This window comes from Pedobacter psychrodurus, from assembly GCF_004331735.1.
Lineage (GTDB): Bacteria > Bacteroidota > Bacteroidia > Sphingobacteriales > Sphingobacteriaceae > Pedobacter > Pedobacter psychrodurus.
This window is the reverse complement of record NZ_SJSO01000002.1, coordinates 185,370-200,002: the sequence shown is the minus strand read 5'-3', so window position 1 is coordinate 200,002 and position 14,633 is coordinate 185,370. Positions and strand designations below refer to the sequence as shown.

Here is a 14,633-nt window from a genome sequence, read left to right as displayed (position 1 = left end):
AAAAAATTATATAAAAGTACTTCCCTGTTGATCTAGCATTCAACCAGGGAAAATATTATGCGCTCTCCAGGAAGGTACTCCAGGGTACTTTCCTTTTATTATTCTAGGGTTGTGGCAATTATGCCCTGGCTAAAAACTTCTCCCCGTTTTCGATGTTATATTTTTGAGACAAATTCTTAATCAAAAATCGGTTAACATGAAAAACAAGATTTTTTACGCATCAATGCTTTCCACTGCCCTCCTCTTTGGATGCCAATCCAATTCTAATTCACAAAAACAGGGAGAAGATACAACAGTTACAACCAAAAATGGTGCTATAGATTTACCCGCACCCGATACGAATGCAGCCAAAAGTAAATTTAGCAAAGTTATCGGTTGGCCTGAAGGTAAAACCCCTATTGCTCCAGAGGGTTTTGTGGTAACCAAATTTGCTTCGAACATTAAAAGTCCACGCAATACTTATATTGCCCCAAACGGGGATGTGCTTGTGGCCCTTTCTAATTCAGAAAGAAGCACTGTAGAAGCAGTGGCAAATACCATAACAGGTAAGGCTAAGTCTGAAGTACCTGGCAAAAGTGCCAACGCAATTTTGCTATACCGCGATCAAAACAAAGATGGCAAGCCTGAAACCGTTACTACATTTTTGAATGGCCTTAATCAACCTTTTGGAATGCTAATTATTGGTCATTCATTTTATGTAGCCAATACCGATGGATTGTGGCAATATCCGTATAAAACCGGCGATACCAAAATCACCGCAACAGGAAAAAAAATCTTGAGCCTACCGGCCGGTGGATACAACAATCATTGGACGAGAAATCTAATTACCAATGCAGATAAAAGCAAAATCTATATTACCGTTGGATCGGGCAGTAATGTTGGTGAAAATGGAATGGAAAATGAAGTAAGAAGAGCCAACATATTGGAAATTAATCCAGATGGAACAGGTGAGAAAATTTATGCCAGGGGTTTGCGCAACCCCGTGGGTGTAGATTGGGCACCAGTTACAAACATGCTTTGGACAGCAGTAAATGAACGCGATGGATTAGGAGATGATCTTGTTCCAGATTATATAACCAGTGTTAAACCAGGCGCCTTTTATGGATGGCCATATTCTTATTTTGGTCAGAATGAAGATCCCCGTTTAAAAGGTAAAAATCCAGAGCTGGTTAAAAAAGCTATTGCTCCTGATGTTGCAGTGGGCGCACATACCGCTTCTTTGGGCTTAGCCTTTTACAAAGGCACAAAATTCCCAAAAAAATATCAGGGAGGTGCATTTATAGGTCAGCATGGGTCATGGAACCGATCAACGATATCTGGATATAAAGTGGCATTTGTACCCTTTAAAGATGGCAAACCAACAGGTAAACCTGAAGATTTCTTAAGTGGTTTTGTAGCTGATGCCGATAAGGCTGAGGTTTACGGAAGGCCTGTTGGTGTTACCCTAACGCCTGATGGAGCCTTATTGATTGCAGATGATGTTAGCGGCATCATTTGGAAAGTATCCGCTAAATAATTTATAAAATAACCGCAGGTTAGCAGAATATGCAGTAAATTTATCTGCCAATCTGTGGTTAAAACTATCATTCTATTGAAACCGAACCTTACTTTATTCTTAATTCTATTTTCTTTTACTGGTTTAGCGCAAACGATAAAACCTGATTCGACCAAAAAACTCGAAGAAGTTACCGTTAAAGGCTATTACAATTCGCATTCATTATTAAGATCGGTATCAGCCGTAACTTTGATTGATAGCAATTTAATCGGAAATCAGCCGAGCAGTTCCTTAGTGAGCACCTTAAACACTGTTCCTGGTGTAAGAATGGAAGAACGTTCGCCGGGTAGCTATCGTTTATCGCTTCGTGGCAGTTTACTCCGATCTCCCTTTGGCATTCGAAATATTAAAATTTACATTGATGATTTCCCCCTAACTGATGCAGGTGGTAATACCTACCTAAATGCCTTAGACGTTTCTGCGGTAGGTATGATAGAAATTTATAAGGGACCGGAAGCCAGTATTTTTGGTGCAAATATAGGTGGTGCCATTTTGATTAATCCTCCTGCCATAAATCATAATGAAATTAATATTTCAGCGATTGGCGGTTCCTATGGTCTCTTCCATCAAACTGCATCAATCAAACAGCAATATAAAAAGTACAGTTTCAGCTTTAGCGAAGGATATCAGAGAAGTGATGGCTATCGACAAAACAGTGCAATAGGCAGAAAATATTTTCAAACTTTGCAGCAATGGAATTACAGCAACGCTGGCAGTTTAAAAGCTTTTGCTTTTTATAGCGATTTAAATTACGAAACACCAGGCGGATTAACGGCTGCACAATTAGATCAAGATCCTAAACTGGCCCGTCCGGCAACCCCAACATTACCTGGGGCCATTTCACAGCAAGCTGCCATTTACAATAAAACCATTTTTGGAGGAATATCTAATTCCTATCAGATCAATAAACAGTTAAAACACGTTATTGCTTTGTTCACCTCTTATACCGATTTTAAGAACCCGTTTATAACCAATTATGAAAAACGCTACGAAAGTACGCTTGGATTAAGAACATTTTTAGAATACGCTCAGGCAAAAGAAAACATTAAATTTAATGTTCAAATTGGATTAGAAAGTTCTGCCACCAAAAGTCAGATTAAAAACTTTAATAACAATGGCGGGGAAGCTACCACAATGCAGGCATCAGACCGCTTAAAAGCCAGTCAGGATTTTGCTTACCTTAGATTAAACTTCGACATCAACAATAAATTTTTGATTGAGCTTGCATCGAGTTTAAACTTTTTTAGCTACAACTATGAAAGCTACTTCCCAGCAGTCATTTCTACAAAAGAGCGTAAGTTTAATACCCAATTTATGCCAAAGGCGGCATTATCTTACTTGATATCAAGTGATCTCTCCGTTAGGGCCTCAGTAAGTAAAGGTTATTCAACACCTACTATCGCAGAAGTAAGGTCATCTGATAACAACATCAATAATAACCTGCAGGCAGAGTCAGGCTGGAATTATGAACTGGGCTTGAGGTATAAAACAGGGAATAACCGTTTTTACGCCAACGGAAATATATTCCATTATCAGTTAAAAAATGCTATTGTAAGAAGGCTAAATCAAAATGATGCTGAATATTTCATAAATGCAGGTGGAACAAAACAAGAAGGCGTTGAATTAGAAACCGCCTTATGGATTATCAAAAACAATACTTCATGGCTAACAGGATTACAACTAAGAAGCAATTACACTTGGAGCCGATTTAAATTTGAAGATTTTGTAAGCGGCACTAACAATTATGCAGGTAACCAACTTACTGGTGTTCCAAAAAATATATGGGTTAATAGTCTCGAATTTAACTTCAAGAAAGATCTTTACTTCTTTGCTCAACACAACTACACCTCAGCCATTCCCTTAAATGATGCCAATACCACTTTTTCTAAAAGATACCATCTGCTTGAAGTAAAAGCCGGAATAAAAAATCTAAGATTAAGCAGAACCCGTCTTGATTTATTTGCAGGCTTAAACAATCTACTAAATGTTGATTACAGCTTGGGCAATGATTTAAATGCCGCAAATGGAAGGTATTTTAACCCAGCAGCAGGAATTAATTTTTACACGGGTCTTTCTATTAAACTGTAATCATTAAATCGCATCATATAAATCAAACATTTACATGATGCGATTATTCTACAAGCTAAAAAGCCTCTTGTTTTTCATTTTCTCTAATTACCACATCGCTAACTACTATGTCTACTGCATAACGTTTTTTCCCATCCTTACCGTCATAACTATTTGCCTGTAACCTGCCCTCTACAGTTAAGCCTGTACCCTTTTTAACCTGAGCTTCGGCAAGGTCGGCTTTTGCATTCCAGAAAGTTAAATTGAACCACTGTACTTTTTTTACGTCCTCACCTGCAGCATTTCTATAGCTTTCGTTTATGGCCAGGTTAACCCTCGCTAATTTTTGATTTCCAAAAGTTTTAATCTCTGCATCTGCTCCTGCAAATCCGCTCAATACTACTTTGTTAATTGCACTTTCCATGATCTTTAAATTTTAAGTTTCTAAATGTTTAACGAACAGTCATCACCTCGATAACCGACAGGACAAAAGTGCCAAGATGATCAAAAATTAGTCGGATTTTAAACATTTATAGTCGTTTATAAACGTTTATACACGAAAAATATGTATTTAAAGCCTCCAAATGATGTTTTATATTTTTTTTATTCCACCATTTATTTTATAAATTAGGTCATCATCCCATAATAATAAAAAAGAAATTATTATGGAACGTTTATGTTTAGACTGCGGAACCCTGATTAGAGGAAGGGCCGATAAAAAATACTGCGATGATGCTTGTCGCAACAATTATAACAATCGTTTAAAGATTGAAGACAATCTTGTGATCAAACGGGTAAATAGCATCTTAAAGAAGAATCGTGCCATTCTTGCTTCCCTTAACCCAAGTGGCAAGGCAAAGGTTACACGCAAAAAGTTGAACTCGGCAGGTTTTAATTTTGAATACCATACCTATAGTTATGAAACCCAGAATGGGAACACATACATTTTCTGCTATGAATACGGTTATCTAATTTTAAGTGAAGACACGTACCTGCTGGTAAAAAAAGAGGAAAAGCTTTGGTTAACGTAGTTTAAAACGCTTCGGTTTGCTAGTATTATATTCAGCATAAAAAGACGCATATAATCTCCCGTAAATTTCGCAGAAAAGCGCTGATTTGTAATTTACGCTGCGTTAATCTGAGTGATCAGCAGGAAATTAATAACCATTATACATTTAACTTATCACTAAATTTAAATACTTAAAATTTGTTGAAGGCTAAGCGTATGATTTTTTTATTCAGGAGGAGATGGTTAGATTTATCAGCTTATGATAAACTATAACAACAAGCTTTTTAAACCCATCAGCAATACAGAAAATGGCGAAACGTCTAATGAAACCATTTTTAGCTATAAACAAAAAGGAAATATCCTTACTGCCGAATACACGGGTGGAAAAATTATTTTTGGTCATTTAATTGGCTTAGTTGATGAAAACGGCAACATCGAAATGCACTATCACCAGGTAAATGATCAAGGTGAACTCATGACCGGAATCTGCAATTCAAAGCCAGAACAATTGGCCAATGGCAAAATTAGACTTCATGAAACCTGGCAGTGGACATCGGGAGATAAATCGAAAGGGCAATCGATCATCGAAGAGCAATAAGTTTAATTATTTAACTTATTGAGATATATAAGATTAGAAACTGTTTTAATTATAATTGAGAATAACAGACGAGTACAGCAGTAAATCCCTTAACGATCTTAATACCTTAATGGTCAAAATTGAATTTAGCCACCTATACTATCGAAAGCTAATTAAGACGGCGCTATCTAAAATATAAACCTTATATTCAATATTGATAATATACTTTAGATACTACCAATCATAGTTGAAAATCTTATTTTCGACCAATAGATCCCCGTTCCAATTTGTAAGCCCAATATGTCACTAAAAGAAAATGCGATAAACCAATTACCATTGATATTACTAACCGCATCCAATTTAGTTTACAGCCCGCTGGATTATCAAATAAATAACCTACAAATAGAAAGTGAAAGCCTGGAATATGCAGCCTGTACTTTTGAATTAGGTGGGCTAAAAATTAAACACCGCCTTTCTAAAATCACCCCAACCAAGACCGGGCAATTTGTAACCATATGGAAGCGGAATAAAGCAGGAATTACTGCTCCGTTTGATGACCAGGATGAATTTGACCTATTAATAATATCTGCTAATAGTGTTGACCTATCTGGCCAGTTTATTTTTCCAAAAGCCATATTGGTACAACATAAAATTATCACCAAAAATGGAATAGAGGGCAAAAGAGGGATCAGGGTTTATCCTCCCTGGGATATAGTGACAAATAAACAGGCAGAGAAGACCCAGCAATGGCAAACGCCTTATTTTCTTCAGATTGACACCAATGGAAATACCGATCTTGCAAGGGCAAAGAAATTAATTGGCAACTGAATTAAATACACAGGATTTTAAAATCCCGGTTAAACTTAGCAAGTTTCGGGTAGTTTACCGTTTCTTTCCAAACTACTTTTGGATATAAATTAGTCAAGACCATGAAAGTACAAGAAGAAATCAATTTCAATCGAATAGCCGAAGCCATTAGCTATATCAAGGCGAATTTTAAAACACAGCCTGGTTTAGAAGAAATTGCAGAACAAGTAAATTTAAGTCCCTTTCATTTCCAAAGATTATTTAGCGAATGGGCTGGTACAACCCCTAAGCGCTTTTTGCAATACATTAGCATTGGTTATGCCAAAGAAATGCTGAAAGAAAACCAAAGTTTATTCGATACCGCATTAGAAACCGGCTTATCAGGAACCAGCAGACTGCACGATCTTTTTGTAAACATTGAAGGCATGACACCTGGAGAATATAAAAACGGCGGTGAAAACCTTCATATCAATTATAGTTTTGCAGAAAGTCCGTTTGGTAATATCATTGTAGCCAGCACTTCAAAAGGAATCTGCCATATCGCTTTTTATGACGACGAAAACATTGCTTTTGCGAATTTGCAATGCCAATTCCCAGTAGCTCAATATCAGCAGATATTGGATAAAGAACAGCAAAATGCTTTATATATTTTCAGTCATGATTGGAGCAAATTGCACAAGATTAAACTGCATTTAAAAGGGACGGATTTCCAGTTAAAAGTTTGGGAAGCCTTGTTAAAAATCCCTATGGGCAAATTAGCCACCTATGGCAACATTGCCAAACAATTACAAAACCCTAACGCGTCCAGAGCTGTTGGTACAGCGATTGGCGATAATCCGGTAGCCTTTCTCATTCCTTGCCACCGGGTAATACAATCAAGCGGTGCTTTGGGCGGTTACCATTGGGGAGTAAACCGAAAAACAGCTATGATTGGTTGGGAAGCAGCAAAGACCAATGTTTAATCTATATGATTAAACATGTCGATATTTCAACAAAAGAATTAAAAAAGCGTTTTAGAAACAAAGATATTTGCCTCGGCGGAAATGCCAGATTGAAAATTTACGGGCTACTTAAATGCAGATCGGGAAAGCGGATGAAGAAAGAAAACCGTGTATTTTTCCATTCAATGGAAGAAGCACTTCAACATGGTTACCGTCCGTGCGGGCATTGCTTAAAAATAGCATATAAACAATGGATTTATTCAACACAACAATAGATAGTAACCAAAATCTGCTTCCACACGGCGGAACAGTAAATTATTATGGCAAGTTATTTTCGATATCGGAAGCCGATTATTATTTTGATATGCTGATGAAAACTATTGAATGGAAGAATGACGAAGCTTTTATTATGGGCAAACACATTATCACCAAAAGAAAAGTAGCCTGGTATGGAGATGAAGCCTATTCTTATACCTACTCCAATAAATCGAAAATGGCACTACCTTGGACAAAGGAATTACTGGAGTTAAAAAAAATCTCAGAAGAGCAAACAGGTACTGCATTTAACTCTTGTTTACTTAATCTATACCACAATGGTGATGAAGGAATGGCATACCATAGTGACGATGAAAAGGCTTTAGCAAAAGATTCTGCCATTGCATCATTAAGTTTTGGTGCAGAGCGAAGATTTCTCTTCAAACACAAAAAAACTAAAGAAACGGTAACCTTATTTTTAGAAAACGGAAGTTTATTGGTGATGAAAGATGAAACACAAACAAACTGGCTGCACCGCCTTCCACCAACCAAAAAAGTAAACAAGCCAAGGATAAACCTAACCTTCAGAACAATGGTGGTTTAGTTTAAATGGGATTTACTTAAGGAAATACAAAATATTGTCATCCTGAGGGATAATTTATTGTATAAAATCAATATAAATGAATGATTTTTTTTTGCAAATGTTAGATTATGAGGGTCGTCATTCCCAAATTGATTGGGAATCGTAATGCAAGCGCTTTAAGATTCCCGCCTGCGCGGGAAAGACGACCACTCTATTGGAATGTGTCAATATACAGCTTGTCGAAGGACAAATATTTTTGTTTCGACTAATAAAAGTTCTTCGACTACTTGTCCCGACTATTCGGGAGACTCAGACTAACAACAATTTTAATTGAGTTGAGGCATAGTAAAATCCTAGCCAATAACCTTCAAAAAATATTAGTGTTTAAACTCTTTAATATCTACAATACGGTCATCATCAGCACTATTCTTTAAAAAAGAAGTGCCATTTGCATTCACTACCCAGGTATAATCTCTTTGAATATTTCCAACAAGGGTTTCAGGTTCATTGATTAATGCTGCTGGCAAAGGAAGATTAAAAGTTTCGCCTGTTGCCGTATTTACCTGGTACAAAGAATTAGCGGTTAAAAAGGCTAAAGTGGTTTTATCACTAGAGTACATAAAAAATTTCCCCTGGATACGTTCATCAGGATTTTGTCTCTTAACCGGATAAACCCTTGAATTTATAGTAGTGATAAAGAAATCGTTATTAACCAAAATATTGCTACGGGTTAATTCCTCTAGCCCATTTGTGTATTTTTTATCTTCAGCACCTTTTGATGGCTTATTCAAGCTTACCACTTCGGTTTTTCCGTCGTTAACAGATATGATATAAAATGGAGCCATTTTGCCAGTTTCGTTTGCTACCTGAACCAATACGGCAGTTTTTTGCGTATTAATGAATGATGCAACAATAAATTTCTGCGCAGCGGCATTTGGAGCATCATCAACAATGATAGTGGTATCTTTATATTGAATGGCGAAGCGATCGGCTGCTGCCAAGGCGCCTGAATCTGTTTTTACTAAAGTAAGTACATTTTTCTTCGACTTCGGAAATACATTAAAATCGTCAGTGGTAGCAAATGGTCTGGCCTTGTAGGCTTTTTCTGATTTACCGCAGCCAAATAAAACAACGGAAAGTAAGAGTGCATAAAGCGTAATTTTCATAGGTATAATTCTTATTTATTTTTTTCGCTAATTTATAATCTTTCTAGCTTTTCTTTTGTTAAAGTCACCAGAAAATTACCACAGTTAATTAAAATTAAGCAATTAACAGTAATATACTTTCTGACTGTAAACTTATTCTAGTATAGGACCCTATAACAACCTATGTTACGAACTGCCGATTCTCGACTTTGGACTAAAGACTAAGGACTTAAAACTAATTTCCTTATTTTTGATCAACCGATAAGCAATGGCAAACACATCAAACTTTCTGACTAAAAATAAAAGTATAGTCTTATATGGGTTATTCCTGGCTGCATTGCTTTTTTTATTGAAGTGGCTTGAGCTTCGTTTCATGATCATGAACCATGCTTTCGAAATTTATGCAGGTTCAATAGCGGTTCTTTTTACCGCTTTGGGCATTTGGCTGGCACTTAAATTAACCAAGCCCAAAACCATATTGATCGAAAAAGAAGTTTTTACCGAACGAGGAACATTTATCCTCAACGAAAAAGAACTTATCAGGCTTAATATCAGTAAAAGAGAGTTAGAAGTTTTAAAGCTCATGTCAGAAGGGCTGAGCAATCAGGAAATTGCTTTAAAGTTATTCGTTTCTTTAAATACAATCAAAACTCACAATGCCAGGCTTTTCGAAAAACTAGAAGTAAAACGCAGAACACAAGCCATAGAAACAGCTAAAAAACTCAGCATTATTCCATAGACGGCTAGTACTTAAGTATTAAATAGCTCTGGTTTTTAAAAATCACCCTAAAGTATGAGGATTAGAACAAATAATCGGAGCAATTTTGTGGTCTAAACCTCTTAAAATTATAAACAGATGAAAAAGAACGTAATTGTATTCGGATTAATTGCTGGCTTAATTGTATCCGTATTAATGGTACTCTCTATGGCAAGATGTTACAGCGACCCGAGCCTGGAACACAGCATGCTTATTGGCTACGCTTCTATGGTGCTGGCATTCTCCTTTATTTTTGTGGGCATAAAAAACTACCGGGATAAATATAATGATGGCCTGATCACTTTTGGAAAAGCCTTTAAAATCGGATTATGCATCAGTCTAATAGCCTCCACCATTTACGTTTTGGTATGGTTGGTTGATTATTATGTATTCATGCCAGATTTTATGGATAGATATGTTGCTCAGGCGATGAGAGAAGCCAAAGCGAGTGGTGCATCAACAGCAGAACTTGCTGAAAAAGCTAAAGATCTTGCAGCTAATCAAGAATTGTATAAAAACCCTATAATGGTTATTTTGTTTACCTATATGGAAATTTTACCTGTTGGCATATTAGTGTCGCTGGTAGCTGCACTCATCTTGAAAAGAAAACCAAGCGTACCACTAACCGCAGAAGCCGCCTAGTTTGGCGGCTTCGACATCTGATCAATCTTACTAATTTAATCTTTAAACAACCATGTACACCATTCCCTTTACCAATATAGATTGGAGCAACGTAGAAAAAGTAGAATATCTGGGCGAAACGGGTACAGCAACCTGGCAAACTTTAAATTTTGATGGCTTGAGAATAAGGCTCGTAACCTATTCTGCGGGTTATCTTGCTGACCATTGGTGCCAGAAGGGCCACATTGTGCATTGTTTAACAGGTAGCTTTATAAGTGAAATGGAAGATGGAACAACATTCACGCTTAGCACGGGGATGACGTATGTAGTTTCTGACGATTTAAGTTCACACCGGTCAGTATCGCAGGAAAGCGTGAAACTTTTAATCATTGATGGCAGTTTTTTAAAGCCAAGTTAATGAAGATTTTTGCCGAAACAGCACGTTTAATTCTACGGGAGCTAATGCCAACAGATGCAGAAGGCATGTTTGAGATGGATAGTGATCCTGATGTTCATCTTTACCTGGGAAACAAGCCTGTAAAAACAATAGAACAGAGCAAAGCAGAGATCGAATTTATCAGAAAACAGTATATCGATAATGATATTGGCAGATGGGCGGTTATCGAAAAAGCAACGGGCAATTTCATGGGCTGGTCTGGCTTAAAGCTAATTAAAGAAACTGTCAATAACCATAGCCATTATTACGATCTTGGTTATCGGTTTAGCAAACGGTATTGGGGAAAGGGCTTTGCTACTGAAACAGCAATAGCGGCGCGAGACTATGGTTTTAATGAACTAAAGCTGAATGAGATTATCGGCATAGCGGATGTTGGCAATTTGGGATCTATCCATGTGCTGGAAAAAGTGGGATTAAAACGGATTAACATATTCGATTACCATGGTATAAAACACCATTGGATGAAGATTGAAAAATCAGTTTAGCTTAATCAAAAGCTGATTTTACTTTTTATGGTTTAGTTTTTGATGCTAAAAAGGAAATCATTTAAACCTTACATTATGAAACACCTTATTTTCTGCGGAATGCTGATCTTATTATTGAGTTCTTGTAAAGAAAAATTAGATCCGGCAAGCTTTAACAATACAAAATGGGAGTTAACAGAGCTGCCAGGTTTAACTTTACCCACAGCAGCAAAAGCAACCCTAAACTTTGCTGATAGCCTTAAAATCAGCGGAAAATCGTTCTGTAACAATTACGGCGGCCAGGGAGAAATTGCAGATAATAAAATAACGGTTAAAAATGTTTTTGGCACAAAAATGTTCTGTCAGGAAACTGATGCAGCCGAACGCGCTTACCTACATGCGCTTAACCAGATTAATGGTGCTAAAATAACGGATAATAAACTACATCTGTTAAATGGAGATAAAACCTTGTTGGTTTTCACCAAAACAAACTAGAATCTTTACATGCATAAAAAAGGCTGAATAAAGTATTTTTACTATTTTCGGCCTTTTGAGTTTAACGCAGGAGTGATGCCATCCATAACAGAAGATCTAAAATTTTTTTTCTCGACCATAAGAAAAGCATTTAATTTATTTCAGGAGAATGATCCCTTACGCCTGGCTGGTGCTACTGCTTTTTTCACCAATTTCGCCTTACCCCCCATATTAATTATCCTGATCAGGCTGTTTGGTATGTTTACCGATAGACGTTTATTGGCTACACATCTTTTTGAACGTTTGGCTAGTATTCTCGACAATGAAAGTATTTTACAGATCAGAACCACTTTAAGAAACATCCGTGGTATCGATCAGGCCTGGTATGTTACTTTGTTCAGTTTTATATTTTTCCTTTTTGTAGCTACCACCCTATTCAATGTGATTAAAAACTCTTTAGAGCAGATCTGGAATATAGGCCAAAAAGATAAAAAAGGAATCATCAACACCCTTAAATCGAGAGCCATATCTTTTACAATTATCTTATTGGCTGGGATATTATTTTTTATCGGTTTACTGGCCGATAGTGTGCAGGCTTATATTGGCGCCTATCTAAAAAATGGTGCCCCTTCTTTTGGATTAGTTCTGACTTCGATAATCAATCAATTGGTTTTTGCGATCATCGTAACCACCTGGTTTACCATACTTTTCAGGTATTTAACTAATGGAAGGCCAACCTGGCGTGCCTCAATTTCTGGCGGCTTGTTAACCGGATGCCTTTTTACCGCAGGAAAGTATATCTTAAGAATTTTATTGCCACTGAGTAACATCAGCAATATTTATGGATCAGCGGGATCGATCATTGTAATTATGCTTTTTGTATTCTACTCTTCGTTGATATTTTATTTTGGCGCATCATTTATCAAAGCATTGAGCATTGGTAGGGCAACTCCTATCGTACCAAAAAACGGATCTTTTGCTTACGAGCTCACAGAGGTTGAATCGGAAAAAGAGGATTAAAAAGAAAGGGAGATAAAATTAATTATCTCCCTTCTGATTAATTGAGTTCACTTAACTAGCATCGTCATGCTGAATTTTCAGATCATGGTGAAGTGTTCCGGTAATACCGAACTTGTATTACAAAATCCTATACCCTAAGCCAACTGTAAATAAGTTTAACTTAGTACCTGGATAACCCGCTTTATTGATTTTTGATAAGCCAAGCTCATAACGTGCATCAAAGCTTAATTTTTTAAGGTCTAAACCTGCTCCAAACTGCCAGGCCATAGCCTGATTTTTAAAGTCGGCCCTGAAAACGCTTCCTGCAGCCTGACCAAAACTTTGGTTTTCATCTAATATTAACGAAAACATTGGTCCGGTGTTTAAACGAAGTCCAATACCAGCGGCACCAAACTTAGTACCCACCAACAAAGGCACATCAAGACTTGTAAAACTCACTTTATTTACCTCTCCCGTTGACTCACTTACCAAATCTGCTTTCTTTCCTGATACATAAAGTTCAGGTTGAAAGTAAACGCCTGCTGCACCTACCCTAGCCCAAAGGCCACCGTAAAAACCAGCGCGGTTATTACTATTAAAAGTGTTTTCACTATCAAATTTCGAAAAATTTGCACCAGCTTTAATGCCCAGCTGGAAAGACGGCAGTACCTGTGCGCTGGCGAATAAGCCAACAAGCAAAAAGGCAACGGTTAAAGATAAAAATTTCATATGCGATTAATTTTAGCTGGTGGCATTGTTAATGGCTTCTTGTTCTTTTAAAGCATCAACATTGTTTTTATCACCAAAGTTTTGTGTTTTACCTGCAAAGTAATCTAAAATTCCCGAAATAGTATCTAAGTTATCGGCTAAATTTTGATGAATATCTGGTAAATCTTTTTCCAGGCGGTTATCGCCCAATTCGATATTATCTACTTCAATTTTACCAATTTTCTGAATAAGTGCCTGCTGAGAGTTTTGTAAATCTTCCAATTCACGCACGATCTTTTCCATTAATTCAAACTTCTTTAAAGTGTTCATAGGTTCTTATTTTTAGTTAAACTATTCCTTATAAACCCCTTAGGCCTTATTTTGTTTTATTTCGCCAATCTTTTAATAAACAGATTTGGAATTACCAAAACAACTAATAAATATTCTTGATGAAAAAGCTCTTTACGTTGTTGGTCTTATTAGGTTTAATTTTAACCGATTACACACAAAATGAAGCATAACGGATGATAAAGAAGAAATTAAATTTTCAAAGGATAGAATAACTCAACTCAACCTCACTGATTAAACCAGATCTTCGAAAACAGGTTTTACATTGTCCCAAAATTCATCCAGCGCAATTATTCTGGGTTTAAAAAAGGAAATCAGCTCGGGCCAGTGTTGCTGGTTAAATATGCTTACCCCAGTAATACTGATCGAAATCTGTGATACTGTTTTGCCGAAGTCATCGGTTGCATCTTTAATCCAGTCCCATTCCTCGTTTACAGTATTGGTAAACAGGAGTTTAAACTCTTCAAATTGTTCGAAGATAAGATACCTGATGTCGGAATCGGGATGCGACAGCTGAATGCTGATAAATGCTTTTTTACCGTCAACATCCATTTTAAAGAAGATATTCTTCACCCCTGTTTTGTAGTTCGTCCAGTTTACGGTTGAACCACTTGCTGAAGGCACGGGTTTCATATATTGACCAAAACTGATCCAAAATTGTTGGCGCAGGCGGGCTGCTTCTTCTTTACTGTACATTATTTTTACCACATCTGATGAAGATTGTATCATAATTTGACTAAGCCGTCGTTCCCGCGCAGGCGGGAATCTTAAAACTAATTGCATTAAGATTCCCAATCAAGTTGGGAATGACGGCTCCTCAAAAACCTATAATATTGATATAATCTCTTTTAACGAAGCTGCAATTA

The 14,633-nt window shown here is 36.9% G+C and carries 19 protein-coding genes; 14 read left to right on the top strand and 5 right to left on the bottom strand.

Translation table 11 applies throughout. The features are described 5' to 3' along the window. The first annotated feature begins 196 nt into the window (after positions 1–196). Together EZ456_RS02605 and EZ456_RS02600 are read left to right on the top strand one after the other, a co-directional pair. On the top strand, positions 197–1,516 hold the full coding sequence (locus tag EZ456_RS02605; protein WP_131527056.1) for a PQQ-dependent sugar dehydrogenase: 1,320 nt from the start codon (positions 197–199) through the stop codon (positions 1,514–1,516). Positions 1,517–1,591: 75 nt separating this feature from the next. Further along, positions 1,592–3,643: a TonB-dependent receptor gene (locus EZ456_RS02600; RefSeq protein WP_131527054.1), complete on the top strand. Its 2,052-nt coding sequence runs from the start codon at positions 1,592–1,594 to the stop codon at positions 3,641–3,643. 55 nt (positions 3,644–3,698) lie between these two features. On the opposite strand, the gene EZ456_RS02595 is transcribed toward EZ456_RS02600, so the two are convergent. Further along, complete coding sequence (locus tag EZ456_RS02595; RefSeq protein WP_131527052.1) at positions 3,699–4,046, bottom strand: single-stranded DNA-binding protein; 348 nt, start codon at positions 4,044–4,046, stop codon at positions 3,699–3,701. A 241-nt stretch (positions 4,047–4,287) separates the two neighbouring features. On the opposite strand from EZ456_RS02595, the gene EZ456_RS02590 reads away from it, so the two are divergent. From EZ456_RS02590 to EZ456_RS02565, 6 genes are all read left to right on the top strand, one after another. After that, the gene (locus EZ456_RS02590; RefSeq protein ID WP_131527051.1) at positions 4,288–4,653 is read left to right on the top strand and encodes a hypothetical protein; all 366 of its coding nucleotides are present in this window, start codon (positions 4,288–4,290) and stop codon (positions 4,651–4,653) included. A gap of 237 nt (positions 4,654–4,890) precedes the next feature. Beyond that, positions 4,891–5,229, top strand: coding sequence for a n-acetylglutamate synthase (locus tag EZ456_RS02585; RefSeq protein WP_131527049.1), 339 nt, complete (start codon positions 4,891–4,893; stop codon positions 5,227–5,229). A gap of 279 nt (positions 5,230–5,508) precedes the next feature. Then, entirely contained in the window at positions 5,509–6,036 is a 528-nt protein-coding gene (locus EZ456_RS02580; RefSeq protein ID WP_131527047.1) for a MepB family protein, read from the top strand. A gap of 101 nt (positions 6,037–6,137) precedes the next feature. Further along, the gene (locus EZ456_RS02575; RefSeq protein ID WP_131527045.1) at positions 6,138–6,977 is read left to right on the top strand and encodes a methylated-DNA--[protein]-cysteine S-methyltransferase; all 840 of its coding nucleotides are present in this window, start codon (positions 6,138–6,140) and stop codon (positions 6,975–6,977) included. Positions 6,978–6,982: 5 nt separating this feature from the next. After that, entirely contained in the window at positions 6,983–7,231 is a 249-nt protein-coding gene (locus tag EZ456_RS02570) for an Ada metal-binding domain-containing protein (RefSeq protein ID WP_131527043.1), read from the top strand. Continuing rightward, entirely contained in the window at positions 7,207–7,815 is a 609-nt protein-coding gene (locus EZ456_RS02565) for an alpha-ketoglutarate-dependent dioxygenase AlkB family protein (RefSeq protein WP_131527041.1), read from the top strand. Before EZ456_RS02570 ends, EZ456_RS02565 begins: the two co-directional genes overlap by 25 nt. Positions 7,816–8,171: 356 nt before the next feature. Here EZ456_RS02565 and EZ456_RS02560 read toward each other — a convergent pair whose 3' ends face one another. Then, complete coding sequence (locus EZ456_RS02560) at positions 8,172–8,960, bottom strand: hypothetical protein (protein WP_131527039.1); 789 nt, start codon at positions 8,958–8,960, stop codon at positions 8,172–8,174. 247 nt (positions 8,961–9,207) lie between these two features. Here EZ456_RS02560 and EZ456_RS02555 point away from each other — a divergent pair, with 247 nt between their 5' ends. The 6 genes from EZ456_RS02555 (at position 9,208) to EZ456_RS02530 (ending at position 12,732) form a co-directional block, all read left to right on the top strand. Further along, a complete protein-coding gene (locus EZ456_RS02555; protein WP_131527037.1) occupies positions 9,208–9,678 on the top strand; it encodes a response regulator transcription factor in 471 nt (156 codons plus the stop codon). 117 nt (positions 9,679–9,795) lie between these two features. Next, positions 9,796–10,338 (top strand): DUF4199 domain-containing protein, encoded by a 543-nt coding sequence (locus EZ456_RS02550; protein WP_131527035.1) that lies wholly within the window; start codon positions 9,796–9,798, stop codon positions 10,336–10,338. Positions 10,339–10,390: 52 nt separating this feature from the next. Then, the gene (locus EZ456_RS02545; RefSeq protein ID WP_131527033.1) at positions 10,391–10,735 is read left to right on the top strand and encodes a DHCW motif cupin fold protein; all 345 of its coding nucleotides are present in this window, start codon (positions 10,391–10,393) and stop codon (positions 10,733–10,735) included. After that, complete coding sequence (locus EZ456_RS02540) at positions 10,735–11,259, top strand: GNAT family N-acetyltransferase (protein ID WP_131527031.1); 525 nt, start codon at positions 10,735–10,737, stop codon at positions 11,257–11,259. The genes EZ456_RS02545 and EZ456_RS02540 overlap by 1 nt, the downstream gene beginning before the upstream one ends. A gap of 75 nt (positions 11,260–11,334) precedes the next feature. Then, the gene (locus EZ456_RS02535; RefSeq protein ID WP_165501219.1) at positions 11,335–11,733 is read left to right on the top strand and encodes an META domain-containing protein; all 399 of its coding nucleotides are present in this window, start codon (positions 11,335–11,337) and stop codon (positions 11,731–11,733) included. Between the two features lie 75 nt (positions 11,734–11,808). After that, complete coding sequence (locus EZ456_RS02530) at positions 11,809–12,732, top strand: YihY/virulence factor BrkB family protein (protein ID WP_131527027.1); 924 nt, start codon at positions 11,809–11,811, stop codon at positions 12,730–12,732. A 117-nt stretch (positions 12,733–12,849) separates the two neighbouring features. Here the strand turns inward: EZ456_RS02530 and EZ456_RS02525 are convergent, their stop codons facing one another. The 3 genes from EZ456_RS02525 to EZ456_RS02515 form a co-directional block, all read right to left on the bottom strand. Continuing rightward, entirely contained in the window at positions 12,850–13,440 is a 591-nt protein-coding gene (locus EZ456_RS02525) for a porin family protein (RefSeq protein ID WP_131527024.1), read from the bottom strand. A 12-nt stretch (positions 13,441–13,452) separates the two neighbouring features. After that, positions 13,453–13,749, bottom strand: coding sequence for a hypothetical protein (locus EZ456_RS02520; RefSeq protein ID WP_029277458.1), 297 nt, complete (start codon positions 13,747–13,749; stop codon positions 13,453–13,455). Positions 13,750–14,001: 252 nt separating this feature from the next. After that, positions 14,002–14,496, bottom strand: a complete 495-nt coding sequence (locus EZ456_RS02515; protein ID WP_225876453.1) for a DUF4268 domain-containing protein — start codon at positions 14,494–14,496, stop codon at positions 14,002–14,004. Positions 14,497–14,633 lie beyond the last annotated feature (137 nt).